Annotated in this window: 32 protein-coding genes; 12 read left to right on the forward strand and 20 right to left on the reverse strand. The window is 70.4% G+C overall.

Translation table 11 applies throughout. The features are described from left to right. Positions 1-37: 37 nt before the first annotated feature. Positions 38-688, forward strand: a complete 651-nt coding sequence (locus KUA19_RS03610) for a 5-formyltetrahydrofolate cyclo-ligase (RefSeq protein ID WP_217394574.1) — start codon at positions 38-40, stop codon at positions 686-688. Between the two features lie 73 nt (positions 689-761). Beyond that, the gene (locus KUA19_RS03615; protein WP_254548435.1) at positions 762-1,094 is read left to right on the forward strand and encodes an FmdB family zinc ribbon protein; all 333 of its coding nucleotides are present in this window, start codon (positions 762-764) and stop codon (positions 1,092-1,094) included. Positions 1,095-1,188: 94 nt separating this feature from the next. Here KUA19_RS03615 and KUA19_RS03620 read toward each other — a convergent pair whose 3' ends face one another. Continuing rightward, positions 1,189-1,365 (reverse strand): hypothetical protein, encoded by a 177-nt coding sequence (locus KUA19_RS03620; RefSeq protein WP_217394575.1) that lies wholly within the window; start codon positions 1,363-1,365, stop codon positions 1,189-1,191. A gap of 59 nt (positions 1,366-1,424) precedes the next feature. On the opposite strand from KUA19_RS03620, the gene KUA19_RS03625 reads away from it, so the two are divergent. After that, entirely contained in the window at positions 1,425-1,706 is a 282-nt protein-coding gene (locus KUA19_RS03625; RefSeq protein WP_217394576.1) for a translation initiation factor 2, read from the forward strand. On the opposite strand, the gene KUA19_RS03630 is transcribed toward KUA19_RS03625, so the two are convergent. Next, entirely contained in the window at positions 1,703-2,188 is a 486-nt protein-coding gene (locus KUA19_RS03630; protein WP_217394577.1) for a hypothetical protein, read from the reverse strand. The genes KUA19_RS03625 and KUA19_RS03630 overlap by 4 nt on opposite strands. Before the next feature lie 147 nt (positions 2,189-2,335). On the opposite strand from KUA19_RS03630, the gene KUA19_RS03635 reads away from it, so the two are divergent. Next, positions 2,336-2,779: a Fur family transcriptional regulator gene (locus KUA19_RS03635; protein WP_372451751.1), complete on the forward strand. Its 444-nt coding sequence runs from the start codon at positions 2,336-2,338 to the stop codon at positions 2,777-2,779. A 4-nt stretch (positions 2,780-2,783) separates the two neighbouring features. Here KUA19_RS03635 and KUA19_RS03640 read toward each other — a convergent pair whose 3' ends face one another. Continuing rightward, positions 2,784-3,599: a RecB family exonuclease gene (locus tag KUA19_RS03640; protein ID WP_217394712.1), complete on the reverse strand. Its 816-nt coding sequence runs from the start codon at positions 3,597-3,599 to the stop codon at positions 2,784-2,786. Between the two features lie 153 nt (positions 3,600-3,752). Here KUA19_RS03640 and KUA19_RS03645 point away from each other — a divergent pair, with 153 nt between their 5' ends. After that, positions 3,753-3,974, forward strand: coding sequence for a DUF6191 domain-containing protein (locus KUA19_RS03645; RefSeq protein WP_217394579.1), 222 nt, complete (start codon positions 3,753-3,755; stop codon positions 3,972-3,974). 275 nt (positions 3,975-4,249) lie between these two features. Here KUA19_RS03645 and KUA19_RS03650 read toward each other — a convergent pair whose 3' ends face one another. From KUA19_RS03650 to KUA19_RS03700, 11 genes are all read right to left on the reverse strand, one after another. Next, positions 4,250-4,864, reverse strand: coding sequence for a MarC family protein (locus KUA19_RS03650; protein ID WP_217394580.1), 615 nt, complete (start codon positions 4,862-4,864; stop codon positions 4,250-4,252). A 31-nt stretch (positions 4,865-4,895) separates the two neighbouring features. Further along, the gene (locus KUA19_RS03655; RefSeq protein WP_217394581.1) at positions 4,896-5,750 is read right to left on the reverse strand and encodes a PHP domain-containing protein; all 855 of its coding nucleotides are present in this window, start codon (positions 5,748-5,750) and stop codon (positions 4,896-4,898) included. Then, the gene (locus KUA19_RS03660) at positions 5,747-6,943 is read right to left on the reverse strand and encodes a WD40 repeat domain-containing protein (RefSeq protein ID WP_217394582.1); all 1,197 of its coding nucleotides are present in this window, start codon (positions 6,941-6,943) and stop codon (positions 5,747-5,749) included. Before KUA19_RS03660 ends, KUA19_RS03655 begins: the two co-directional genes overlap by 4 nt. 5 nt (positions 6,944-6,948) lie before the next feature. Continuing rightward, positions 6,949-7,647 carry a SigE family RNA polymerase sigma factor gene (locus KUA19_RS03665; protein WP_217394713.1) on the reverse strand — a complete coding sequence of 233 codons (699 nt, stop codon included), beginning with the start codon at positions 7,645-7,647 and terminating at the stop codon, positions 6,949-6,951. Between the two features lie 242 nt (positions 7,648-7,889). Next, positions 7,890-8,750, reverse strand: coding sequence for a PH domain-containing protein (locus tag KUA19_RS03670; protein ID WP_217394583.1), 861 nt, complete (start codon positions 8,748-8,750; stop codon positions 7,890-7,892). 4 nt (positions 8,751-8,754) lie between these two features. Then, entirely contained in the window at positions 8,755-8,913 is a 159-nt protein-coding gene (locus tag KUA19_RS03675; RefSeq protein WP_170213147.1) for a hypothetical protein, read from the reverse strand. Between the two features lie 163 nt (positions 8,914-9,076). Beyond that, complete coding sequence (locus KUA19_RS03680; RefSeq protein ID WP_372451752.1) at positions 9,077-9,781, reverse strand: DUF6758 family protein; 705 nt, start codon at positions 9,779-9,781, stop codon at positions 9,077-9,079. 91 nt (positions 9,782-9,872) lie between these two features. After that, entirely contained in the window at positions 9,873-10,496 is a 624-nt protein-coding gene (locus KUA19_RS03685) for a TrmH family RNA methyltransferase (protein WP_217394585.1), read from the reverse strand. Between the two features lie 129 nt (positions 10,497-10,625). Next, positions 10,626-11,159 (reverse strand): hypothetical protein, encoded by a 534-nt coding sequence (locus KUA19_RS03690; protein ID WP_254548437.1) that lies wholly within the window; start codon positions 11,157-11,159, stop codon positions 10,626-10,628. A 61-nt stretch (positions 11,160-11,220) separates the two neighbouring features. Further along, positions 11,221-12,069, reverse strand: a complete 849-nt coding sequence (locus tag KUA19_RS03695; RefSeq protein WP_217394586.1) for an HTTM domain-containing protein — start codon at positions 12,067-12,069, stop codon at positions 11,221-11,223. Next, complete coding sequence (locus KUA19_RS03700) at positions 12,066-12,500, reverse strand: hypothetical protein (RefSeq protein WP_254548439.1); 435 nt, start codon at positions 12,498-12,500, stop codon at positions 12,066-12,068. The genes KUA19_RS03695 and KUA19_RS03700 overlap by 4 nt, the downstream gene beginning before the upstream one ends. Before the next feature lie 225 nt (positions 12,501-12,725). Here KUA19_RS03700 and KUA19_RS03705 point away from each other — a divergent pair, with 225 nt between their 5' ends. Next, entirely contained in the window at positions 12,726-13,178 is a 453-nt protein-coding gene (locus KUA19_RS03705) for a MaoC family dehydratase (protein ID WP_217394588.1), read from the forward strand. A gap of 246 nt (positions 13,179-13,424) precedes the next feature. Here KUA19_RS03705 and KUA19_RS03710 read toward each other — a convergent pair whose 3' ends face one another. Next, positions 13,425-13,817 carry a thiol-disulfide oxidoreductase DCC family protein gene (locus tag KUA19_RS03710; RefSeq protein WP_217394589.1) on the reverse strand — a complete coding sequence of 131 codons (393 nt, stop codon included), beginning with the start codon at positions 13,815-13,817 and terminating at the stop codon, positions 13,425-13,427. Between the two features lie 149 nt (positions 13,818-13,966). On the opposite strand from KUA19_RS03710, the gene KUA19_RS03715 reads away from it, so the two are divergent. Next, the gene (locus KUA19_RS03715; protein ID WP_217394590.1) at positions 13,967-14,347 is read left to right on the forward strand and encodes a thioredoxin family protein; all 381 of its coding nucleotides are present in this window, start codon (positions 13,967-13,969) and stop codon (positions 14,345-14,347) included. 27 nt (positions 14,348-14,374) lie between these two features. Next, positions 14,375-16,450 carry an intein-containing Rv2578c family radical SAM protein gene (locus tag KUA19_RS03720; RefSeq protein WP_217394591.1) on the forward strand — a complete coding sequence of 692 codons (2,076 nt, stop codon included), beginning with the start codon at positions 14,375-14,377 and terminating at the stop codon, positions 16,448-16,450. On the opposite strand, the gene KUA19_RS03725 is transcribed toward KUA19_RS03720, so the two are convergent. After that, a complete protein-coding gene (locus tag KUA19_RS03725) occupies positions 16,437-16,760 on the reverse strand; it encodes a DUF3817 domain-containing protein (protein ID WP_217394592.1) in 324 nt (107 codons plus the stop codon). The genes KUA19_RS03720 and KUA19_RS03725 overlap by 14 nt on opposite strands. Next, positions 16,757-17,158, reverse strand: a complete 402-nt coding sequence (locus tag KUA19_RS03730; protein WP_217394593.1) for a hypothetical protein — start codon at positions 17,156-17,158, stop codon at positions 16,757-16,759. Before KUA19_RS03730 ends, KUA19_RS03725 begins: the two co-directional genes overlap by 4 nt. 80 nt (positions 17,159-17,238) lie before the next feature. On the opposite strand from KUA19_RS03730, the gene KUA19_RS03735 reads away from it, so the two are divergent. Then, on the forward strand, positions 17,239-17,931 hold the full coding sequence (locus KUA19_RS03735; RefSeq protein ID WP_217394594.1) for a hypothetical protein: 693 nt from the start codon (positions 17,239-17,241) through the stop codon (positions 17,929-17,931). Here KUA19_RS03735 and KUA19_RS03740 read toward each other — a convergent pair. Further along, positions 17,909-19,108: an acyl-CoA dehydrogenase family protein gene (locus tag KUA19_RS03740; RefSeq protein WP_217394595.1), complete on the reverse strand. Its 1,200-nt coding sequence runs from the start codon at positions 19,106-19,108 to the stop codon at positions 17,909-17,911. The two genes, KUA19_RS03735 and KUA19_RS03740, sit on opposite strands and share 23 nt — an antisense overlap. 151 nt (positions 19,109-19,259) lie before the next feature. On the opposite strand from KUA19_RS03740, the gene KUA19_RS03745 reads away from it, so the two are divergent. Then, positions 19,260-19,751, forward strand: a complete 492-nt coding sequence (locus KUA19_RS03745; protein ID WP_217394596.1) for a DUF4190 domain-containing protein — start codon at positions 19,260-19,262, stop codon at positions 19,749-19,751. 72 nt (positions 19,752-19,823) lie between these two features. On the opposite strand, the gene KUA19_RS03750 is transcribed toward KUA19_RS03745, so the two are convergent. Continuing rightward, on the reverse strand, positions 19,824-20,663 hold the full coding sequence (locus tag KUA19_RS03750; RefSeq protein ID WP_372451753.1) for an SDR family NAD(P)-dependent oxidoreductase: 840 nt from the start codon (positions 20,661-20,663) through the stop codon (positions 19,824-19,826). 73 nt (positions 20,664-20,736) lie between these two features. Here KUA19_RS03750 and KUA19_RS03755 point away from each other — a divergent pair, with 73 nt between their 5' ends. Then, entirely contained in the window at positions 20,737-21,690 is a 954-nt protein-coding gene (locus KUA19_RS03755) for an HpcH/HpaI aldolase/citrate lyase family protein (RefSeq protein WP_217394597.1), read from the forward strand. A gap of 109 nt (positions 21,691-21,799) precedes the next feature. Further along, the gene (locus tag KUA19_RS03760) at positions 21,800-22,255 is read left to right on the forward strand and encodes a nuclear transport factor 2 family protein (RefSeq protein ID WP_217394598.1); all 456 of its coding nucleotides are present in this window, start codon (positions 21,800-21,802) and stop codon (positions 22,253-22,255) included. Positions 22,256-22,560: 305 nt separating this feature from the next. Here KUA19_RS03760 and ddaH read toward each other — a convergent pair whose 3' ends face one another. Then, positions 22,561-23,403 (reverse strand): dimethylargininase, encoded by an 843-nt coding sequence (gene ddaH / locus KUA19_RS03765; RefSeq protein ID WP_372451754.1) that lies wholly within the window; start codon positions 23,401-23,403, stop codon positions 22,561-22,563. Positions 23,404-23,522: the final 119 nt, after the last annotated feature.

The raw sequence follows: 23,522 nt of genomic DNA on the forward strand, positions 1-23,522 counted from the left end.
CAGCGGGATGCGACGCTTGCGGGTATATGAGGGTTTTATGGACATAACAGGCACAGCCTCGGAGCCCGGATCCGCGCAGGATTTCGCCGCCAAGCAGGCGGTACGCGCGAGCCTGCTCGCGGCGCGGCGCGCCCTGACACCGGCCGAGGTCGAGGCGGCGGCGGCTGGGGTGCGGGCGCGACTGGGCGACCTGCTCGTTGGGCGGCGCGGGCTCACCATCTGCGCGTACGTGCCGATCGGCCGGGAGCCCGGCGGCCCCGACCTGCCCGAGCGGCTGGCCGCCCTGCCCGGCGTGGCCCGGCTGCTGCTGCCGGTGCTCCAGCCGGACCTGGACCTGGACTGGGCCGCGTACACCGGCCCGACGTCCCTGGTCGAGGCGGCGCGCGGCCTGCGCGAACCGGCCGGGCCGGTGCTGGGGCGCGCGGCGATCGCGACGGCGGACCTGGTGCTGGTGCCCGCCGTGGCGGTGGACCGGGCCGGGGTACGGCTGGGCCGAGGCGGCGGCAGCTACGACCGGGGGCTGACCCGAGTGACCCTCACCACACCCGTGGTGGCCCTGCTGTACGACCTCGAGCTGCTCGACCGCCTCCCCGCACAGGAGCACGACCAGCGCGTACACGCGGCGCTCACGCCCACGCGGACGACCTGGCTGCGCCCGGTGCCGGGCTGGTCCGGCGGGGACGTGTGATCGGCGACAGACACTTTGCGGGTCAGCACCGCGTCAGGCACTATTGGCACTCGGTACACCCAGAGTGCCAGCAATGATCATGGAGGGGACCGTGCCCACCTACCAGTACGCCTGCACCGCGTGCGGCCACCAGCTGGAGGCCGTGCAGTCGTTCGCGGACGAGCCGCTGACGCAGTGCCCGACCTGCGAGGGCACCCTGCGCAAGCTCTTCTCCTCGGTCGGCGTGGTCTTCAAGGGGTCCGGCTTCTACCGGACCGACTCGCGCGGCGGATCGAGCGGCAGCCCGGCCTCCGGCGGCGGCTCGTCCTCGACCGGCGCCGCCTCCAGCTCGTCGAGCAGCGCTTCGTCGACCCCGGCCGCCTCGACGTCCTCGTCGAGCGGCGGGTCCACCGGCTCCGCGGCCTGACCGACCCGACTGGCGGATCGAGGCACGACCGAGTCTTATGTCCGTTTTGGGCTATAGTACGGCCGTGCCCGAACACCCGTGCCCGGCCCGTTGATCAGTCCCAATGCGGCGGACGATCCTCCAGCAGCCGGTCGTCGTTGGTCCACGACCGCTCGCCCCAGCCCCGGTCGGTGTCGTCGCGCGTCTGCTCCGGCAGCACCGTGATGACCTCGTCGTCGAGCTCCACGATGCGGTCGTCGTCACGGCTGCCGTAGAAGGCGTCAGTGCTCACTCAAGCAGCGTAAAGGCGCCGCGGCGATCCTGCCTGCCGGGGCACCCCGGAGACACGCCGTGAGCGGCGACGACTACTGGCGCCGCCCCGAGCCCGGGGACTCGGCCGCCAATGCCGAGTGTGCCCCGTCGCGCTATTCGGGACCCCCACAGGCCGAACCTGCCACGCCCGACTGGCAGCCCGCCCGGACGCCGCCGCACCAGCCACCCCGCCACCTGCCCGAACTCGACCACGACGCGATCGACCGGGCCGAGCAGCGCGCGGACCGGTTCACGTACGCGGTCGCGCTGGCGGCGGGGGTGGTGCTGCTGATCGTCGCGTGCGCGCAGTGGCGCGGCTAGATGTTGGCCCACACGATGTGCGCGCCGGTGTCGCCGGTCTTGAACACGTAGTAGCCGGTCACACCGGCCACCAGCAGCGAGATCACGACGATGCCGTAGGTCAGACTGCGCGAACCGGGAGTGGCGGGCTTCTTGCCTGCGGCGGTGCAGATCAGCACCAGGAACAGCGACAGCACGCCGAGCGCGGTGCCGGTCCAGGCCGCCACGTCGGCGAAGTCCCCGTGCTTGTCCACCTGGGAGAGGATCTCCTGCGGGTAGTTCTTCGCGATCAACGTCCGGAACAGCTCCTCGCCGCTCAGCTTGGCGAACCACAGCGCGGCCGGGGCCACGATCGCCAGCGCCACCACGGTCCACCCCAGGAACCGCCGCACCGACGGGATGAGCGAATAGACCACGACCGACAGCACCAGCAGCGGACCGAAGATCACAGCCGCGTGTACGAGCAGCGGATGAGCCGGCAGGCCGAGCAGCTCCTTGAACACCGTGCCTCCTGGGGTCGCGAAAGCCCTTCGGAATGATTCCACGTGAGCGTAGACCGGCTGTTGCCACTGAGGTAGGGGAGAAAATCCAAGTGGCCCTGACCACGTAATTCGAACCTTTTCTTGAGCAACTCCAGGTTGACTGCTGAAATGGTCCTCATGTATGGCGAAAAAGAGCACCAGGCTCTACTGCGGGCACGGGGACTGCGGGTCACCCGGCCGCGCCTCGCCGTGCTCGACATCCTCAGCCAGGGCGGCCACCTCGAGGTCGACGAGATCACCCGACAGGCGCGCGAGCGCCTCGACTCCGTCTCCACCCAGGCCGTATACGACGTACTCGGCGCCCTGGCCCGCGCCGGGCTGGCCCGCCGGATCGAACCGGCCGGCTCCCCGGCCCGGTACGAGGCGCGCAGCGGCGACAACCACCACCACATCGTGTGCCGTGGCTGCGGGCTGATCGCCGACGTCGACTGCGCCACCGGTGCGGCCCCCTGCCTCGACCCGACCCAGACGCACGGCTTCGCCGTCGACGAGGCCGAGGTCACCTACTGGGGGCTGTGCCCGTCCTGCGCCAAGCTCGCCGCCGAGGACTGAGCCCTCAGGCCTGCACCGCGGGCTCGACCGCCGACCATGGCTCGCGGGCCGGAACCTCCGCGCCCGCGGGGCAGACCCGCCGGAAGTCGCACCAGCCGCACAACCTGCTCGGCTGCGTCGGGAACGCCTCGTCCGGCGCCTTGCCGCCCGCCATCGCCTGCTCGGCCGCCACGATGTCCCGCGCGGTCGCCTCGGCCCGAGCCACGTGCCGCCCCAGCGACTCCTCGGTGTGCTCGTGCGCCACCACCGTGCCGGTGGGCAGGTGGTGCAGCTCCACGGTGCGGCACGGCTTGCGGAACACCCGCGCGGCGGCGTACGCGTACAGCGCGAGCGCCAGCGAACCGCGGGCGTCGTCGGCGTCCAGCCCCATGCGTCCGGTCTTGTAGTCGACGATCACCAGTTCCCCGCCGCGCTGATCGATGCGGTCGGTGCGGCCGCTCAGCGCCAGCACCGACGTCTTCGCGGCGACGGTTCGCTCCACGGCCAGCGGCTCGAAGTCGGCGGGCAGCTCCGCGACGTACGACTCCAGCCAGCTCAGGGCCCGCTGGAACACCGCCCGTTCCTGCTCCTCGTCGCGGTAGCCCTCGCGGACCCAGGTCGCGCGCAGCAGCGTCGGCAGGGCACCCGGCTGGCGGCGGTCGGTCGGCAGGTCCCACCAGTTCTTCAGCGCCGTGTGCACGCTGGCGCCCAGCGAGTTGTGCGCCCAGGCCGGGCCCTTCTGCGGCGCGGGCCGGTCCAGGTAGCTGTAGCGGTAGCGGCGGGGGCAGTCCTCGTATGAGGCGAGCTTGCTCGGGGTGCACACGAACAGGCGCTCGGGCATCAGGTCGAAGCCGAGCTGTTCGGGGATGTCCCGGCCGCGGCGGGGACTGGGCGTTCGGCTCACCTGGCAGATGTTGCCAAATCAGTGCGACACTGGCCAGGCGACCCGACGGTCGTCCGACGGAAGACCGCCTGACCTGCAGAGAGGCACAGCGTGGGACTGATCAAGTGGCTGCGCGGCGGTAACGACACCGCCTCGACGGCGATGGTGTCGGCCGGGCTGGCCGAGATCGACGGACTGTTCCGCCCCACCAAGCACAAGCAGACCGAGCACGTCGAGGAGATGAAGCAGAAGCGCGTGGACGTGTCCAACGGCGCCGGCATCGACCTCGACCGCGGCGTGGCCGTCATCCGCGCCACCCCGAAGACCACCTGATCCACCGGTGGACGCCCCCATCGACCGGCTTCCGTCCGCCGATGGTTGCCGCAAAGGAGCGTGACATCGCGCAGCGATGCAGCGACGCGCGGCTGCCATCGGCTTCCGGGACGGAAGCCCGCGGCCGCGGAGGCGGCCGCCAGCAACATCAACCGGCTTCCGTCCGCCGATGGTTGCCGCAAAGGAGCGTGACATCGCGCAGCGATGCAGCGACGCGCGGCTGCCATCGGCTTCCGGGACGGAAGCCCGCGGCCGCGGAGGCGGCCGCCAGCAACTCAGTGCGCGGTCGTGTACATCTCGACGAACGCGCCGATCGAGTCCGCCATCAGCTGCACCGCGATCGCCGCGAGCAGCAGACCCGCGATACGCGTCAGCACCTCGATGCCGCCCGGCCGCAGCACCTTCACGATGAACCCGGAATACCGCAGCACCAGCCACACCGCGACCATCACCGCCACGATGCCCAGCGCGATCGCGACATAGTCCCCCGGCGCGTCGGCCCGCCGGACGAACAGCATGGTCGCCACGATGGCACCTGGCCCGGCCAGCAGGGGCGTGCCCAGCGGCACCAGCGCGATGTTGGAGGTCGCCTGGTGGTCCGGGTCGTCGGCCTTGCCGGTCAGCAGCTCGAGCGCGACCAGCACCAGCAGCAGACCGCCCGCGCCCTGCAGCGCGGGCAGCTCGATGTGCAGGTAGTCCAGGATGGTCTGCCCGGCGACCGCGAACACCGCGATCACGCCGAGTGCGAGCGCGACGGCCTGCCAGGCGGCGCGGTGGCGCTCCCGGGCGGGCAGCGCTCCCGTCAGCGCGAGGAAGATCGGCACCATGCCCGGGGGGTCGGTGATGACGAGCAGGGTCACGAAAACTTCGCCGAAGAACTTCCAATCCACACCGGATGCATAGCACGGCGCGAGCCCCGGGTCAGCCGACTCCCGTGATCGGGGTGATGCCCGTCGCCGTGGCGAGGAGGCGTTCGAGCGCCTCGGGGGCGGTGGTGTACTCGCCGATGCGGACCTTCTTGTGCGTGCCGTGGTAGTCGGAGCTGCCGGTGGTGAACAGGCCCAGCTCGGCGGCGTGGCGGCGTACTTCGGCGCGTTCGGCGGGGCTGTGGTCGTGGTGGTCGGCCTCCAGCCCGTCCAGTCCGGCGGCGGCGAGTTCGGCGAAGAGGTGGTCGGGCACGACCTTGCCGCGTACGGAGGCGCGCGGATGGGCGAACACGGTGACGCCCCCGGCCGCCCGCACCAGGGACAGCGCTTCGAACACGTCCAGGTCGGTCTTGGGCAGGCGGTAGCGGCGGCCCAGCCACTGCGGCCCGAACGCCTCCTGCGTATCGGTGACGAGCCCGGCCCGGATCAGCGCCGCGGCCAGATGCGGACGCCCGACGGTGCCTCCGGCGGCGTGGGCGAGCACGTCGGCCCAGTCCACCGCGATGCCGTCGGCGCGCATCAGGTCGACCATGCGCTCGGCCCGGCCAAGCCGCGACTCGCGGACCCGGGCCAGCGCCGCGACGAGCTCCGGATGCTCGGGATCGAACAGGTATGCCAGCAGGTGCAGCGCGATCGACTCGTCCGGCCCGTGCCAGCGGCAGCTCAGCTCCGCCCCCCGGATGAGAGTGAGCCCGGCGGGCAGCGCGGCCGCCGCGGCGGCCCAGCCGCCGGTGGTGTCGTGGTCGGTGAGTGCCGCGACGGTCAGTCCCGCCGCGGCGGCCTGTCGCATCAGCTCGTCCGGCGGGGTCGTGCCGTCGCTTGCGGTGGAGTGCAGATGTAGATCGATCATGAGCCGTTGGTGCCGAACTCGGGCACCAGGGTCCAGTCGGGCGTGACGCCCTCGGGCATCTTGACGCCCAGCTGCGAGCCGTCGTGGCGGCAGGCGACGAGGCCGCCCTGCGGCGTCTCGGCGACAGCCTGGACACTGTCGGACGTCCACACCGCGGCCGTCTTCTCCCTGGCCGCACACACCGCCGTGATGACCAGCGAGTTCGGTTCGCTGATGCGGACCGCGGCGGCGGCCCGGGTGCGCTGCAGGTCGATGATGCGCACCTTCTCGTCGGCGGTGATCGCCAGCCACCGGCCGTCGGGCGACATCGCGGCCGCCTGGTCCAGCCCGCCCGCGAGCCAGTCCTCGCAGCCCAGAGTCTGGCCGACCTTGAGACCGGTCTTGGTCGGGGTGACGTCGGTGAGGCAGTACGTGCCGTGGTCGTGGACGACCCCGACCGCGTCGCCGTCGGCGGCGCTGGCGTACACCGCGACGAGGGACTTCTGCCAGGTCTCGGAGTACCTGTCGGTGCCCGCGCTCCAGTAGTCGAAGTTGCCGTCCTTGCCGACCACGACCCCGTCCTCGACGAACGACACCGGGCGCAGCCCCTGCGGCACCGTGGTCGAGGCGAGCGGGACGCCCTGGCCCGGCTCGTTGACCTTCGTGACGGTCAGCCGGTCCTGGGTGACCGAGGCGATGCGGGAGCCGTCCGAGCTGATCGCCCAGCTGCTGGTGACCGGCAGCGCGACGCTGTTGTAGCCGTTGTCGTTCTGCACCCGCACCGTGCTGCCCTCGGAGTAGACCCAGCCGTCGGGCACGCGCGCGATCTGCCCGATGCGTCCGCTGCCCTCGAGGGTCACCTTGCGGCCGTCCTTGGTCCACACCTGCGCGCCGACCAGCAGGTCCACCAACTGCGGACTCTGCGGGCCACCGGCGGAGGTCAGGGCGACGGTGGCGGCGGGGCCGGTGCCGAACAGGTTCTGGAAGGTGAGCCGATTGGGGTCGGCGGGTTGCGCCGTACCCCCCATGCCCTGCAGGTAGAGCGCGCCGCCGACGACCGCGGCGAACGCGCCGAGCGTCGCCCCGGCGGTGGCGCCACGTCGCCGCCGGTCGCGGCGGCGGGCGCGGCGTATCGCACCTCCTGCCACGTCGACGGACGCAGGAGGGGTGTGCACGCGAGCCGCGAACATCTCGCGCAGCTCGTCCTCAAGCATGGTGGTCACCGCCCGGATCGGCCGACCGGCACACGTGCCGGTCCTGCTGCTTCCCTCCGAGGCGCCGGTACGACCGGAACCGGCTGCGTGGGCGCCGGCACGGCCGCCGCGTCGGTGGTGCCGCCCGTGATCAGGCCCGGTACCAACTCCGGAACGACCATGTCGGGCACCTGACGGGCTGTCACCCGCGGTGTCGCCTCCGTGACCGAAGGCAGCCTGCCGGTGACACCCTCGGCAGCCAGCTTCTGCCGCAGCGTCCCCAGGGCCCGTGAGGTCTGGCTTTTCACGGTTCCTGGCGAGATCTGCAACATCGCGGCCGTCTGCGCCTCGGACATGTCCTCGTAGAAACGCAGGACCAGCACGGCGCGTTGTCGCGCGGGCAGAGCTTTGACATGTTTCCACAACACGTCGCGGTCGAGCTGCTCTTCGAGGTTGTCCGGGGCGGCCCGTTCGGGCAGGAACTCGGTGGGGCGCTCGCCGTGCCAGCGCCGTCGCCACCAACTGGTCGCGGTGTTGACCAGCACGCGCCGGGCGTACGGTTCCACCGCCTCGATCTGCCCCAGCCGCTTCCACGCGAGGTAGGTCTTGGTCAACGCGGTCTGCAGCAGGTCCTCCGCCGTGGACCAGTCGCCGGCCAGCAGGTAGGCGGTGCGCAGCAGCGCGGCCGACCGTGCGGTGACGAAGTCGCGGAACTCCTCCTCCATCGCGGAGTGGTGACCCACCGACGCACCTCCCATCGCGGGCGTGCACCCCAGCACGCCCGACCGGGCACGCCAAGCGCGCCCTCACCCCGTGGAGAGGTCCGCTGCCGAAACCCGCGGCGATGGATACCACGTATGCGCGTACCTCACCGCACACACTTGCATATGAGCGCTACCGGATCTAGATCTGGCAGGACATTTTCCTAGTCACCTAACAGGCGGAACCCAGGAAGCTGCTCGCGCGTCTATTCCTCTTCGGTCTCGCGTCCAAGACGCGCCTCGACCGCGGCGGGCTCGTACATCTCCTCGACGATGCGAAGGTAGAGCTCGTTCGGGTTGGGCATGTGGTCGACCTTGCTCAGCGCCTGGTCCTGACCGGCCGACTCGAGCACGAAGGTGCCGTAGTTGAGCATGCGCCCCAGCGGCGACTGCTCGTATTTCATGTCGGTCACCTTGAGCAGCGGCATCATCGCGACCTTGCGAGTGATCAGTCCCTGCACGAGCATCAGCCGCTTGTTGGTGAGGATGAACCGGTCGAAATACCAGTCCAGCACGGTGAAGGCGACCCAGCCCATCACCAGCGCCCACACCACGACCGCCATCACCCAGACACCGGCGCCGGTCTGCTTGGCCAGGAAGCCCGACAGATAGCCGAGCGCGAACGTGGCCAGCACCCCGATCAGGATCGGGTTGGTCAGGTGCACCCAGTGCCGCTTCCACTCACCCCGGTAGCGCTCCGTCGGGAACAGGTAGCGGGCGACCATGGTGCTCGGCTCGTCCTCGAGCGGGAGCACACGGCGCGGCCCGATCGGCACGCCAGAGGAGTCGAACCGCAGTCCGGCCAGCTCTTCCTCGGAGAAATGAGGAATCTCCTCGGCGGGTGGCGGCGGCGTCTCGCCCGGAGGGGCACCGGCCCCCGCTGTGGCGCCCGCGGCCGCCCCGACCGTGGCCTTGCCGACGAAATGCGGATACTCCTCGGCGTGGGCTTCGGCGCGCGTGCGTGGGATCGACTCCGTGTCACGCTCACGCCGGCCGGGCCAATCCGGACCGTCCTGGCCCGCACCCGGCTCGTCGCTCGGCTCCTCCGGCCCCAGCCCGCCGATCATCGGGTCAGGCGACCAGGCTGCCGAAGAAGTCGCCGAAGCCCTGGGCGATGTCCATGACGGTGCCGCCCAGTGTCTTCACGACGTTCGCCGCAGAATCAGGCCGGAACGCCACGAAGAAGATCAGAAAGGCGATGCCGCCCCAGGTAAGGATCTTCTTGAGCATGTCGCTCTCTCCCCCTCCGCCTCGTCCACTGTCCGTGTCCACACGACGTTTCCGTGGCCGCGGCGAGACTCAGCGTATCAGTAACGATGCCTGCCGAGAATCATTAAGGCACATCCTGGGCGGCCATGTAGCAGCGTCCGAACAGGAAAGTTAGAAAGCTGACTCAGTGAGCGCCGACCAGGCGCGGAGAGAGCGCGCCGTACACCAGTTCGGCCGGGAGCCAGTCCGCCAGATCGTGCAGGACGACGTCCTCGGTCAACAGGTAGCCCGCCTGTGCGGGCCAGGTCACGGCGTACAGCCAGCGGCCGCGGGCCTCGCCCACGTACACGCTGCGGTCGTCCGGGGCGGCTACCGCCCACAGTGGAGTGGGATGCCCGGCGACCTTGAGCTTCGCGTTCGAGCCGTGGTCGGCCGGGGGGTGGGTCAGGCTCGGACCGGGGTCGGGGCCGGGGATGCCGGCGTACCGGGCGCCCAAGCCCACGCCGGGGTCCTCCGACACCAGCACCACATCGGCCGGGCCGTCGCTGAAGGGGGTCGGTCCGCTGCACGCCAGCACCGTGGCGACCACGCCCGCCCGCTCGTCGCCCGCCCAGCCCACGCCGGTGACAGTCCAGCCGGTCGGCAGCGGCCACAGGCACCACAACGGCATTCCGGTGGCGGCGGCACGGCTGGTGGCGGCGGCGAAGACCTCATGGTTGACGTGCGCCGCGGTGTGCAGCGGCGGCACCTGCCCATCCCGGTCACAGAGCCATCCGGAGTGAGCCAGACCCGGCGGCCGCAACGCGCCACCACACCGCGGACAGGACACCGCGAGACCCATGAGCCCACTGTCCGCCCGAGGATCGGCGCACGTCAAGCAAGTACCCATGATCGACTGACGTTTCCCTCGACGTGGGGCGGACTTCCTCCCCAAGATCGCCGTCACGGGACGGAAAGACGGTTTCGGCCCGCCGCCGGGTTCAGGCGGGCGGGGCGGCGTACGCGCGGATCCAGGCGTGCATCGCCACCGCCGAGGCGACTCCGGCATTGATCGAGCGGGTCGAGCCGTACTGCGCGATGCTGAACATGCGGTCGCAGGCGGCGCGGGCGGCCTCGGACAGGCCCGGCCCCTCCTGGCCGAACAGCAGCACGCAGTGGCGCGGCAGCGTGGCCGACTCCAGCGGCAGGCTGCCCGGGAGGTTGTCGATGCCGATCACCTCCAGCCCGCTGCCGTGGGCGAAGGAGACGAACTCGGCGACCGTCTCGTGATGACGTACGTGCTGGTAGCGGTCGGTGACCATGGCGCCGCGCCGGTTCCAGCGGCGACGGCCGACGATGTGCACCTGGGCGGCCAGGAACGCGTTGGCGGTGCGCACCACGGTGCCGATGTTGAAGTCGTGCTGCCAGTTCTCGATGGCGACGTGGAAGTCGTGCCGACGGGCGTCGAGGTCGGCGACGATCGCCTCCAGCCGCCAGTAGCGGTAGCGGTCCACCACGTTGCGGCGGTCACCCTCGGCCAGCAGCTGCGGGTCGTAGTGCGGGTCGGTCGGCCACGGGGCGGGCCAGGGGCCGACCCCGACCTCCAGCTCGTCGTCGGCGTTCACAAGCTCAGGAGCTTATCTCGGCCGCCCCTACCCGCCCCGACCGGAAAAGGAAGGGCCCCCGCACACCGCTTCGCGAGGTGAACGGGACCCTTCAACGGCGACCACCCGGCGGAGCGGGCGGTGTGGCGGTCAGACGTTGCGCAGCGCCAGCTGCAGCTCGTCCAGGAAATTCTGCTCGGCCGGGCTGCGCACGACCCCACCGAAGCCCAGCAGGCCTCCGGTGCGGGCCGCGCCGCAGACGCGGTCGGCGATGGCCTCCAGCCAGCCGCGGTATGCGACGGCGTCGGCCGGCGTGGCCCGAGCGTCGAGCACCAGCGCGGCGGCGCGGCAGCTCACCAGCACCTCGGCGATGGCGTGCGGCGGGTCGCGGAACTGCTCGGCGGTCGGCGGGTTCGGGTCGGCCTCGGCGTAGATGGCTCCCACGATGGCCTTCACCAGGTCGGAATCGGAGTCGGCTCCGGCGGCGATGGCGTTGATGCCCGCGATTCCCTCGTCGACGGTACGGCGGTCGCTGTCCGGCTCGGCTGAGGTTGCGGCGATCATGATGCGAGCGGGCAGCCGGGTCAGCAGCTCCCACTCGTGCGACTCGAAGGTCAGCGGGGCGATCTCCCGCCGGTACATCTGGCGGGCGACGAGGTGATCTGCAGCGAATTGGCTCGGCATGGCGGACCTCCTGCCGTCAGCATATGCCGAGGCTGAGCAGGCGCGGCCCGAAGCGAACCAATCACCCGACCGGGACGGCCCGCCGTTCCCGCAGCCGCCGCACCCGTTCCGCCACCCGGTCCGCGGCCCGCTCCAGCGGCAGGAACGCCAGCAGTGCCACCAGGTGCGGCAGGAACGAGATCGTGATCATCGAGAAGGTGACCACATGGAACGAGTAGAAGAAGGCCACCGCGCGCAGCCGCCACTTCTCCGGCAGCGCGAAGACCAGGGGGCTGGCCAGTTCGAAGGCCATGATGCCGATCTGCGCCAGAATCAACAGGTACGGCACCGGCGCGATCAGGTGCGCCAGCTCGGTGCCCCGGCGCAGGATCGCGCGGGCCAGCACCGACCCGGTCATCCACTCCGGGCCGCCGTAGCGCAGCTTCGCCCAGGCCGCGAGGAAGTACGTCGCCACCACCGCGAGCTGGACCATCCGCAGCGCCCAGCCGGCGCGCTCGCTCGGTTCGCGGTCGCGCCAGCGGGCCGCGCCGCAGGTCGGCAACACGGCCAGCGCCACCAGGAAGCCGAACCGGTCGTGGTCCACCTTCCCGTAGCTCATCGCGATGATCATCCACTCGAAGTAGAGCAGGAAGACCGTCCAGCCGAGCAGCCGTGGCGCGCGGCCGGTGGCCGCCGCCAGCGCGGCGACGAGCAGCAGCCAGAAGATCGACTGGACCAGCAGCGAGGTCGGCACGGGCAGGTGCAGCACCCGGGCGATCCACAGCGGCTGGTAGAGCTGACCGTCGACCGAGCCGTGCGCGCGCACCCACGGGGTGAACACGACCAGGTCCAGGGCGGCGAACAGGTAGACCACGGTGCGCAGGAGCGCCACCCGCCCGCGCGGCACGGGCGCGAACAGCCACTTCGTCACGGCTGGACCACCTGCCACCTGGCGAGCACCTCGTCGCGCCACTGCCCGGTCGGGCGGCTGGTGCGGATCTCGTGCCAGCGCATCACGTAGCGCACCTCCACCAGCGGGGCCGCGTCCGGGTTGCGGCGGCGGTACGCCTCGACGACCTCGCGCAGCCGGCCCGGATCGGCCACGAACAGGTCCTGCTGCCCCTCGATCTCGGCCCGGCGCATCCCGGTCTCGCGCTCGCCGAGGGCCACGGTCGCGCCGTGCGCGTCAGTGCCCTCCAACCGTGGATCGGGGGCGGGCTCGTTCGGCGGGTTCACGCCCGCGTACATCCGGAACGGGCCGAACGGGAAGTGGTCGTCGGAGCCCCAGAGGGTGCCTCCGAGCAGCGCCAACCCGGCGAGCACGGTGGCCAACACCCTGGTCGCGCGCTGTGCGGTGGTCATCGTCTCCATCGTGGCCAGAGGCTATAGCGAAACGGTCCCCCTTAGCAGCCCCGGGTGTTCAAGTTACCGAAAGGTAACTATGAGATAGATCTCGGAGCGCCCTATGTACTCACCCGTTGACCTGCGGCAGAATCCATTTTCACAAGCGTGGGCGGCGGGTGCCGGGGAGGGCCCCGCCGTTCACTGCGTTCCGGGGCGACGATGCCCAGACGGGAGTGACGGACGATGCAGTTCGGGCGCTACTACGAGGAATTCGAGGTCGGGGCCGTCTACAAACACTGGCCCGGAAAGACCGTCACCGAGTACGACGACCACCTGTTCTGCCTGCTCACCATGAACCACCACCCGCTGCACCTGGACGCGCACTACGCCGCGACGCAGACGGACTTCAAGCGCAACGTGGTGGTCGGCAACTACATCTACTCGCTACTGCTGGGCATGTCCGTGCCCGACGTCAGCGGCAAGGCCATCGCCAACCTCGAGGTCGAGTCGCTGCGCCACGTCGCGCCGACCTTCCACGGCGACACGATCTACGGCGAGACCACGGTGCTGGACAAGCGCGAGTCGTCGTCCAAGCCCGACCGCGGCGTCGTCTCGGTCGAGACCCGCGGCTACAACCAGGACGGCACCCTGGTCTGCGTCTTCAAGCGCAAGGTCATGGTCCCCAAACAGCCGTAACCCGCCCTGCCACCGGCCCACCCGTGCGGCGCGCCGCGCGCCGCACGGCCTCAAGATCACGCAACTTGCCGGGCAATCGGGCGTATGACCGCCCAAGATACGCACAGGTGCCCGGCAATTCAGAGGATCATGCGCGGGGCGGCCGGACGAAAGCCCGGCACCTGGGTGCCGGGCTCGGTTGTCGTTCCGGAGTGCGCGCGGATCAGGCCTGGGCGGGCTCGGTTGTCGTTCCGGAGTGCGCGCGGATCAGGCCTGGGCGGGCTTGGTCGGCGGGGGCAGCGGGATCGCGCAGGCGGCGGTGCCGCCAGGCATCTGGTGCCGGTGGCGGGCGACCCAGCGGTACAGGGGCCAGGCCGCGGCGGTCACCGCACTCGGCTTGAGCGCGTAGCCGAACGACTTCCAGAATGCGTTGCTCGAACGCAGCAGGGCCCCGATCGCCTCCGGCCCGGCCAGGGTCGGGCGGCCGTCCTCGACCCACTGCACGGCCTCCAGGCACTGCGCCCGGGTCAACCCCAGCGCGGCCAGGTCGGCTCGCTGCCACGCGGACACCTTCGCGCCGGTCGGGATCCACCGGTTCACGAAGTTCGCGCATGTGGTGCAGAAGGCGCAGTCACCATCGAAGATGAAGGTCGGGCTCACGACCTCATCATCCCTCGCCACGCCGCGGTGTGCGAGCCCGGATGGCCTGTGCGCCGTGTCACGCCCGATACGGTGGGGAGCGCGGGAATGACGCGCCGCCGGCAGCGGTTTACATGGACGCTGATCGTTTGAAGGATGGGAGCACGACCATGGGCACCGTGGAATTCACGGCCGACAACTTCGTGGAGAAGACCAGCGGGGAAGGCATCACCTTCATCGACTTCTGGGCAGACTGGTGCGGCCCGTGCAAGCGCTTCGCGCCGGTGTACGAGCGCGCCGCCGAGGCCAACCCGGACATCACCTTCGGCAAGGTCGACACGGAGGCGCAGCAGGAGCTGGCCGCGATGTTCCAGATCCAGTCGATCCCGACGATCATGGCGATCCGGGACGACGTGGTGGTCTACTCCGAGCCGGGCGCCATGCCCGACGCCGCCTTCACCGACCTGATCAAGAAGGTGCGCGAGATCGACCCCGAGCGCCTCAAGGCGGCCAAGACGGAGCACGAGGAGCACGCGCACAAGGCTTCCTAATCTTCGAACATATGTTTGAATAGCGGGGTGCGCTGGAGCAACCTGACCGCGAGCACCCCGACCGACGACACCGCGCCGGTGCAGCTCGAGCTGCCCGGTGCGGTCGTCCGTACCTTCGACACTCCCGGCTTCGCCGGGATGACGTTCTACGAGGTCAGAGCCAAGTCCCTGATCAACCGGGTGATGGGCGACCGGCGCGGGGTGCCGTTCGAATACACGATCAATCCGTACCGCGGCTGCACCCACGCGTGCACCTACTGCCTGGCGGCCGAGACGCCGGTGCTGCTGGCCGACGGGCGCACCCGCCCGATCGCGCAGCTGCGCGCCGGCGACGCGATCATCGGCACGGTCCGCGAGGGCGCCTACCGCCGCTACACCGTCACCCATGTGCGTGACGTGTGGTCGACCGTCAAGCCCGCCTACCGGGTGACCCTGGCCGACGGCACCGAGCTGGTGGCCAGCGGCGACCACCGGTTCCTCACCGACCGGGGCTGGAAGCACGTCACCGGTGCCCGCACGGGTCCGGGCCAGCGCCCCCACCTGACCACCGGCAACAAGCTGATGGGCACCGGCGCGTTCGCCGAGCCGCCGAAGGAGTCGCCGGACTACCGCCGGGGTTACCTGGCGGGCATGCTGCGCCCCGAGCCGGACACCGGCGCCTACCGCGACCCGTACGGCACGGTCCCGCGCTTCCGGCTGGGCGGCGAAGAGCCGCAGGCGCTCAGCCGAACCATCGGCTACCTGCGTGAGCTGGGCGCGCACACGGCGGAGTTCTGCCGCTCGGGGCCGCGCACCGGCCTGAGCACGTACGCCCGGCGTGACCTGGAGCTGATCACCTCGCTGCTGCGGCTGCCGGACGACCTCGGCGACGGCGACGGCGCGGCCGCCGACTGGGCCAAGGGCTTCCTCGCCGGGGTGTACGACGCCGAGGGCAGCCACACCCAGGGCCTGTTCCGCATCGTGCACAGCAGCCCCGAGCTGGTCGAGGCGACCCGGGCCGCGCTGCGCCGGTTCGGCTTCGAGTTCGCGGTGGAGGACCGGCGCGGCCCGATCGGGCTGCTCAGCCTGCGACTGCTCGGCGGCCTGACCGAGAAACTGCGCTTCTTCCACCTGGTCGACCCGGCCGTCACCCGTAAGCGCACCGTCGACGGCATCGCGATCAAGGGCAGCGCGCCGCTGCACGTGACCTCGATCGAGCCGCTGGGCCTGGAGCTGCCGCTGTGGGACATCAGCACCGGCACCGGCGACTTCATCGCCAACGGCGTGGTCAGCCACAACTGCTTCGCCCGCAACACGCACACCTACCTCGACCTCGACGCCGGGCACGACTTCGACTCGAAGATCGTCGTGAAGGTGAACGCACCCGAGGTGCTGCGCCGGGAGCTGGGCTCGCGCACCTGGCGCGGGCAGCCGATCGCCATGGGCACCAACGTGGACTGCTACCAGCGGGCCGAGGGGCGATACGAGCTGATGCCCGGCATCCTCGGCGCGCTGCGCGACGCGGCGAACCCGTTCTCGATCCTGACCAAGGGCACGCTGATCCTGCGCGACCTGCCGCTGCTGCGGCAGGCGGCCGAGCGCACCCGGGTGTCGGTGGCGATGTCGATCGGGTTCCTCGACGAGCGGCTGTGGCGCGACGTCGAGTCCGGCACACCCAGCCCGTCGCGGCGGCTGGACGCGGTGCGCCGGATGACCGAGGCGGGGCTGCGGGTGGGGGTGCTGATGGCGCCGATCCTGCCCGGCCTGAGCGACTCCGACGAACAGCTGGACGCGTGTGTGGCGGCGCTGGTCGAGGCGGGCGCCGCGAGCATCACACCGCTGGTGCTGCACCTGCGGCCCGGCGCACGGGAGTGGTATCTGGCCTGGCTCGCCGAGCACCACCCGGACCTGGTGCCGCTGTACGAGCGGCTCTACCCGGGCCAGCGCGCCTACGCGAGCGACGACTACCAGCGCCTGATCACGGCCCGGGTGCGGCGGGCGACGCGGCGGCACGGGCTGCCCGTCCGCGAGGAACTCGCCCGCGAACTGTCGATCAACGGATCAGCGCAGGCGGAACCGGAGCGGGCCGAACCCGCCCCGGACACGCAGCTCACGCTTTGTTGAACTCCGGGCGCGCGTCGGTGCCCTTGATCCAGCCGACCACCATGCGCTCGGCCACGAACGAGAAGAACGGGATGGTGCCCGCCAGCGCGACGACCAGCATCTTCTTCACGCCCCACTGGGCGCGGCGGGCCAGGTCGGCGGCCAGCACCAGGTAGACCACGTACAGCCAGCCGTGGATGGGGGCGATGACGGTGACGCCGGTGTTGTCGTCGGCGAAGTACTTCATGGGCATCGCGACCAGCGTGAGCAGGAGCAGCATCACGCCCACGATCCAGGCGATCACGCGGTAGCGGGTCAACGCGCCGTTCATCGGAGCTCCTTAGCGGGATAGTCGCCGGGTCGTGCGTCAGGGTGCTCGTTCAGCCACGCCAGATACTCGTTGTACGCGGCCAGCTGCGGATCATCCGCATCGTCGGTCGCCGCTGTGGCCGGACTCACCCGCCGGGTGATCACCGGCCGTTCCCGAGGCTCAACGGCCGGGGCTGACTCGTCGGCACGGGTGCCGCGCAGCGTCAGCCGCATCTCCCGCACCCACATCACGATCACGAACACCGCGAACAGCGGCCACTCGAAGGTGTACGCCCAGCTCAGGGTGTTGCCCTCGGCCGCGCGACCCGCCTGCCACCAGCCGAGAGCAAGAAACGCGGCGACGGATGCCAGCACCAGGGCATGTCCGGCCAGCCAGCCGGGGGTGAGCAGTCGTCGCACGGCAGCCAGCGTACCCAACAGGGGTGCGGTGACCAGCCGCGCCGTAGGCGCACGTGAGCCGATCTCGTACCCTTTGCGCCGTGGTGGGGATTCGGGGCGCGGACCGGCGCCGGTGGGCGCTCGCGCTGGGTGGGTTGGGCCTGGTCGTGGCGGCGTGGTGGTGGGGCCGTACGTGGCCGATCGCGCCGTTCTCGCCGGAGGAGCCGTGGACGGTCTGGCCGCTGGTGGTGCTGGCGCTGGTGGCGATCGGCCGGGCCGTGCACCTGCGGCGGCGGCGAACCGGTGCCTGGCGGCAGGGCGCGGCCGACGGCGAGCCGGGCCTGACCGTCTCACTGGTCACCGACGTGTGGGTCGCGCTGGCCGTGTACGGGATGCAGCTGCCGATCATCGCCCGGTACGCCAAGACCGAGAGCACGGTCGAGTGGGTGGTCGCGGTGCTGGACTCGCTGCTGGCGCTCGGGATCATCGCGGCGCTGATCGTGCCGGTGCGGCAGCGGCGCAACCAGATCGTGCTCAACGCTGACGGGGTACGCGTGCACCGGCACCACTTCCCCTGGTCGGACGTGATCGGGGTGACCCAGGACCCGCGCAGCGGGTGGCGGCTGGCGACCGTACGGCAGGTGCTGTTCCTGCGCGGCACCGACTACGGCATGTGGGACCGCGACATGGTCAACGTAATCCGGTTCTACCTGGAGCACCCGCAGCGGCGCGGCGAGCTGGCCCAGCTGCCCACCGCGCCACCGGAGCTGGTCAGCGGGCCCGGTACTCCTTGAGCAGGCCGCGCGAGATGATCGTCTTCTGGATCTCGCTGGTGCCCTCGCCGATGAGCAGGAACGGCGCCTCGCGCATCAGCCGCTCGATCTCGTACTCCTTGGAGTAGCCGTAGCCGCCGTGGATGCGGAACGACTCGGTGACGATCTCGTGGCAGTACTCGCTGGCCAGCAGCTTGGCCATGCCCGCCTCGACGTCGTTGCGCTGGCCGGAGTCCTTCAGCCGGGCGGCGTTGACCATGAGCGCATGGGCTGCCTCGATCTTGGTGCCCATCTCGGCGAGCTTGAACGCGATCGCCTGGTGCTCGGCGATGGCCTTGCCGAAGGTGCGGCGCTGCTGGGCGTACGCCATGGCCAGCTCGAAGGCGCGGATGGAGATGCCGCAGGCGCGGGCCGCCACGTTGACCCGGCCGACCTCGATGCCGTCCATCATCTGGTAGAAGCCGCGACCGGCCTGGTCGGCGCCGCCGAGCACCGCCGACTCGGGCACCCGGTGCCCGTCGAGGATCATCTCGGTGGTCTCGACGCCCTTGTACCCCATCTTCTCGATCTTGCCGGGGATGGTGAGGCCGGGCGCGGTCTGCCCGAAGCCGGGCTCCTTCTCCAGCAGGAACGTCGTCATGTTGCCGTAGACGGTGTCCGCGCCCTGGTCGGTCTTCACCAGCGTCGCCACCACCGACGAGTACGCCCCGTTGGTCAGCCACATCTTCTGGCCGTTGAGGACGTACGAGTCGCCGTCGCGCAGCGCCTTCGAGGTGATCGCCGAGACGTCGGAGCCGCAGCCCGGTTCGGACATGCTGAATGCGCCGCGCACCTCACCGGTGGCCATCCTGGGCAGCAGTCGCTGCTTCTGCTCCGCCGAGCCGTGCTGGCTGATCAGGTACGCCACGATGAAGTGCGTGTTGACGATGCCGGAGACCGACATCCAGCCGCGCGACAGCTCCTCCACCACCAGGGCGTAGGTGAGCAGCGACTCGCCGAGGCCGCCGTACTCCTCCGAGATGGTCAGTCCGAACAGGCCCATCTCGCGCATCCCGGCGAGGATCTCCTCCGGATAGCGGTCCTCATGTTCGAGCCGCTGCGCCCGGGGGATGATCTCCTTGTCGGCGAACTCGCGTACCGTCTCGAGGATCGCGGTCTGCACGTCGGTCAATCCGGGAGTACGGGCGAGACGGGCCATGGTCAGCCTCCAGAGAACTGAACGAAGCTTCAGGTGAGGTGAGTATGAGCCGCGCCCACCGTCCGTCCAAGCCGCTTGACAAGGACGTCACTGTGAAAAGGTTCACCGAGTAGTAGCGTCGCACGAACCCCCCGAAGAGGAGTCAGCTTCGATGACCTACCCCCCGCCCTCCGGCCAGGACCCGTACGGCAACCCGCCGCCGACCAACCCGTACGTGCCGCAGCCGCCGGCCACGTCGGACCCGTACAGCACCCCGCCGGCCTCGGACAGCCCGTACGCGGCGCCGTCCTCCGGCAGCCCGTACCAGCAGCCGCCGGTCTCCGGCCAGCCCTACGGGCAGCAGCCGTACCAGCAGCAGCAGCCCTACGGGGGCCAGCCGGGCTATCCGGTGGCGCGCCCGCAGAACTCGATGGCGCTGATCGCCATGATCCTGGCGATCGCGGGCATCCTGACCTTCATCACCGCACCGATCGGCGCGATCCTCGGCCACATGGCCCTCAAGCAGGTCCGCCAGACCGGCGAGGAGGGTGAGGGCATGGCCAAGGCGGGCATCATCGTCGGCTGGATCCTCACCGGCCTCTGGACGCTCGGCTGCCTGTGCGCCTTCGGGCTGCCTCTCCTGCTCGCCGCCTCCAACAGCTGAACAGCGTAAGAAGGGCCCCTCGCCGCGGGTCACCGCGGCGGAAGGGGCCCTTCTTCGGGTACAGGCGAACGGTCAGAGACCGACCGCCTTGGCGCTGGCCTCCCACAGCCGCGTTGCGAGCTGCGGGTCGCGGATCGCCGGGTTCGGCTCGGTGAGCTTGCGCGAGACGTAGTAGCCGCCGTTGGAAAGCTGCGCCGGGTCCGCGGTGGACAGCCAGACGAGCTGGTCGGCGCCCTGTTCCGGAGTGGCCAGACCGGGTGCGATCTTGTAGAACAGCTTCGCCAGCGGGGTACCGAAGCGGGTGCGCACCACCCCGGGGTGGAACGAGTAACTGAGCAGGTCGGGCCAGCGCCGGGCCGCCTCGGCGGCGAACAGGATGTTCGCCCGCTTCGAGCCGCCGTACGCCAGCCAGGCGCTGTACACGCCGCCGGTCCGGTCCAGGTTGTCCGGGTCGAGGCTGCCCGTGTTGTGCGCGACCGAAGCCGTGTTCACGATCCGCGCGCCGGGCGCCAGCCGCTCGCGCAGCAGATTGGTCAGCAGGAACGGCGCCAGATGGTTGGTCTGGATGGTCAGTTCGTGACCGTCCACCGTGGTGCCACGAGAACGGGCCACGATCCCCGCATTGTTGGCCAGCACGTCGATGCGCTCGCCCGACAGACGCTCAGCCAGGGCCCGTACGTCGGCCAGGCGGGCGAAGTCGGCCAGCTGCCCGGCCGGAGCCGGACCGGTCGCCGCAGCGCCGACCAGGCCCAGCGTCGCGTCAACCCGGGCCTGATCTCGGCCGACCACGGTCACCCGCCAGCCCGCGCGGGCCAGCGCGACGGCACCCGCCTGACCGATGCCCGAGGTGGCACCCGTGATCACCACGTGCCGGGGCTCGTTCACTTTCTGGGACGCCGTGAGATCTTCCACAGTCCCGTTCTCCTCTCGACGGGGGGAAGGTTACCGTGGCGTCAACTAACTGAACGGTCCTTAAGGAGAATCGATGGCCGCGTTGGGTCGTTCCCGCAGGTCGTGCCTTGCCGTGCCGGGATCCAGCGTCAAGATGCTCGGCAAGGCCCAGGGCCTGCCCGCCGACCAGGTCTTCCTCGACCTGGAGGACGCCGTCGCCCCGCTGGCCAAGCCCGAGGCGCGCAAGAACATCGTGGCCGCGCTCAACGAGGGCGACTGGGCGGGCAAGACCCGCGTGGTCCGGGTCAACGACCTCACCACGCCGTGGACCTACCGGGACGTCATCGAGATCGTCGAGGGTGCCGGGGCCAACCTGGACTGCGTCATGCTGCCCAAGGTGCAGAGCGCCGCGCACGTCGAGTGGCTCGACCTGACGCTCACCCAGTTGGAGAAGACGCTCGGCCTGCCCGTCGGCGGCATCGGCATCGAGGCCCAGATCGAGAACGCCGCCGGTCTGGTCAACGTGGACGCCATCGCGGCGGCCTCGCCCCGGGTGGAGACCATCATCTTCGGCCCGGCCGACTTCATGGCCTCGATCAACATGAAGTCCCTGGTCGTGGGCGCGCTCATCCCCAGCTACCCGGGCGACCCCTACCACTACATCCTGATGCGCATCCTCATGGCCGCGCGCATGCACGACAAGCAGGCCATCGACGGACCGTATCTGCAGATCAAGGACGTGGACGGGTTCACCGAGGTGGCGCGGCGCTCGGCCGCGCTGGGCTTCGACGGCAAGTGGGTGCTGCACCCCGGCCAGATCGACGCGGCCAACGAGGTCTACTCGCCCGCGCAGTCCGACTACGACCACGCCGAACTGATCCTCGACGCGTACGACTACTACACCTCCGAGCAGGGCGGACGTCTCGGCGCGGTGATGCTCGGCGACGAGATGATCGACGAGGCCTCCCGCAAGATGGCGCTGGTGATCTCGGCGAAGGGCCGCGCCGCGGGTATGACCCGTACCACCACCTTCACCCCGCCCGCCTGACCTTCACGCTGGTGGCCCGTGGTCGACCGACCGCGGGCCACCCTCAACCGAGTCTCATGGTCCGGGAACCTCGCCTCGGACACGATCGAACCGTGGGCATGATCGAAACATGACCAACGTGCACCACCTGCAGGACAGGAACGACATCGTCGAGACGGTGGACGCCGTGTTCGACACCGTCGACGCCAAGGACTGGACCGCCGCCCGCGCGCTGTTCGCCGATGACGTCGACGTCGACTTCAGCAGCCTCGGTGGGGGCCCGCCCGCCCGGGTCACCGCCGACCAACTGGTCGCGGGCTGGGTCGCGGGCCTGCACGCGCGCAAGCGCAGCTGGCACCTGATCAGCCACTACCGGGTGCAGATCACCTCCGACATCGCGACGGTCGGGGTGAAGGGCTACGCCCTGAACCGGCTCGACGAGGAGTTGGGCGGCGGCATTTGGGAGGTCTGGGGGACCTACGCGCTGACCCTGCGCCGAGCGGACGACCGCTGGCTGGTCACCCGGTTCTGCTTCGACGCCCAGATCACCCGGGGTGACGACGCGGTCCGCACCCACTCGCTCTGACCCGCCCACACGGTTGCCCCGCGACCATGTTTGCTCTGCACCCAACGGCTTGCTCTGCACCCGCCGACGCAATCTGCGCTGCACCCCTCGCCAACGCAACGTGCCCTGCCCCCCGCTGACGCAACGCCCACTGTTGCGCCCGTGGGTGCAGAGCAAGGCCGCGGGTGCAGAGCAAACGCACTCGCGGCGAGTGCGCCCGTGGGTGCAGAGCAAGGCCGTGGGTGCAGAGCAAAGCCGACCGGGACCACATGGTCACCGGTCGGCTTCAGGTCGTCGTCGCGTCGCGCGGCGTCAGCGGTACGAGCTCAGTCGCGCAGCTCGGCGATGCAGCACTTGATGCTGCCGCCGCCCTTCTTCAGCTCACCCAGCTCGACCATCACCGGGTGGTAACCCGCCGCCGCGACCTTCTCGCCGTACGCGGCCGACTCGGTGTTGATCACGACGTTGTGGCCGTCGCTGACCAGGTTGAGCGCGAACGCGAGCGCGTCCGCCTCGTCGGCGATGACGGCGTTCGGGAACAGCTGCGCCAGCACCTGCTGCGAGGCCTCGGAGAAGGCGCCCGGGAAGTACGTGACGTTCTCGTCGTCGAGCGCGGCCAGGGCCACGTCCAGGTGGTAGAAGCGCGGGTCGACCAGCTTCAGCGAGATCACCGGGCGGCCCAGGGCCTCGGCGGCCTCGGCGTGCGCGGCGGGCTCGGTGCGGAAGCCGTACCCGGCCAGCGCGATGCCGCCGTGCGCGTTCGGCAGGTACGCGAAGTCGCCCTCGCCCTCGTTGATCTGCGTGGGGGCGACGAAACGGTAGTCGTCGCGGGCCTCGTAGAAGGCGCGGTGCCCGGCGGCCTCGTCGGCGCGCTGCGGATAGCGGAACTTGGCGCCGTAGGCCACCCCGTCGACGACGAAGGCGCCGTTGGCGGCGAAGACCATGTCGGGCAGGCCCGGGGTCGGGTTCAGCACGTGCACCGTGTGGCCCAGGTCGACCATGGTCTGGCGCAGCCCGTCCCACTGCTTCACGGCGAGCGCGGTGTCGACCGGAGTGGTGGTGTCCATCCACGGGTTGATCGCGTACTCGACGACATAGTGCTCCGGCGGGCACATCAGGTACGTGCGGGGCCGGGGCTGGCGGGTGGGGAGGAGGTCACGCTCTGTCACGATCAGCAAATTTACCCAGCTCTACGCCCGTTTCGTAGCACGATGAATTGCGTCTCGCGGCGTTCTGTTGCAAAGCCCGGGTGATCCACCGACGGTTTGTTGCGCGCGAGCGCGGGCAA

The organism is Catellatospora tritici, assembly GCF_019083965.1.
GTDB classification, from domain to species: domain Bacteria; phylum Actinomycetota; class Actinomycetes; order Mycobacteriales; family Micromonosporaceae; genus Catellatospora; species Catellatospora tritici.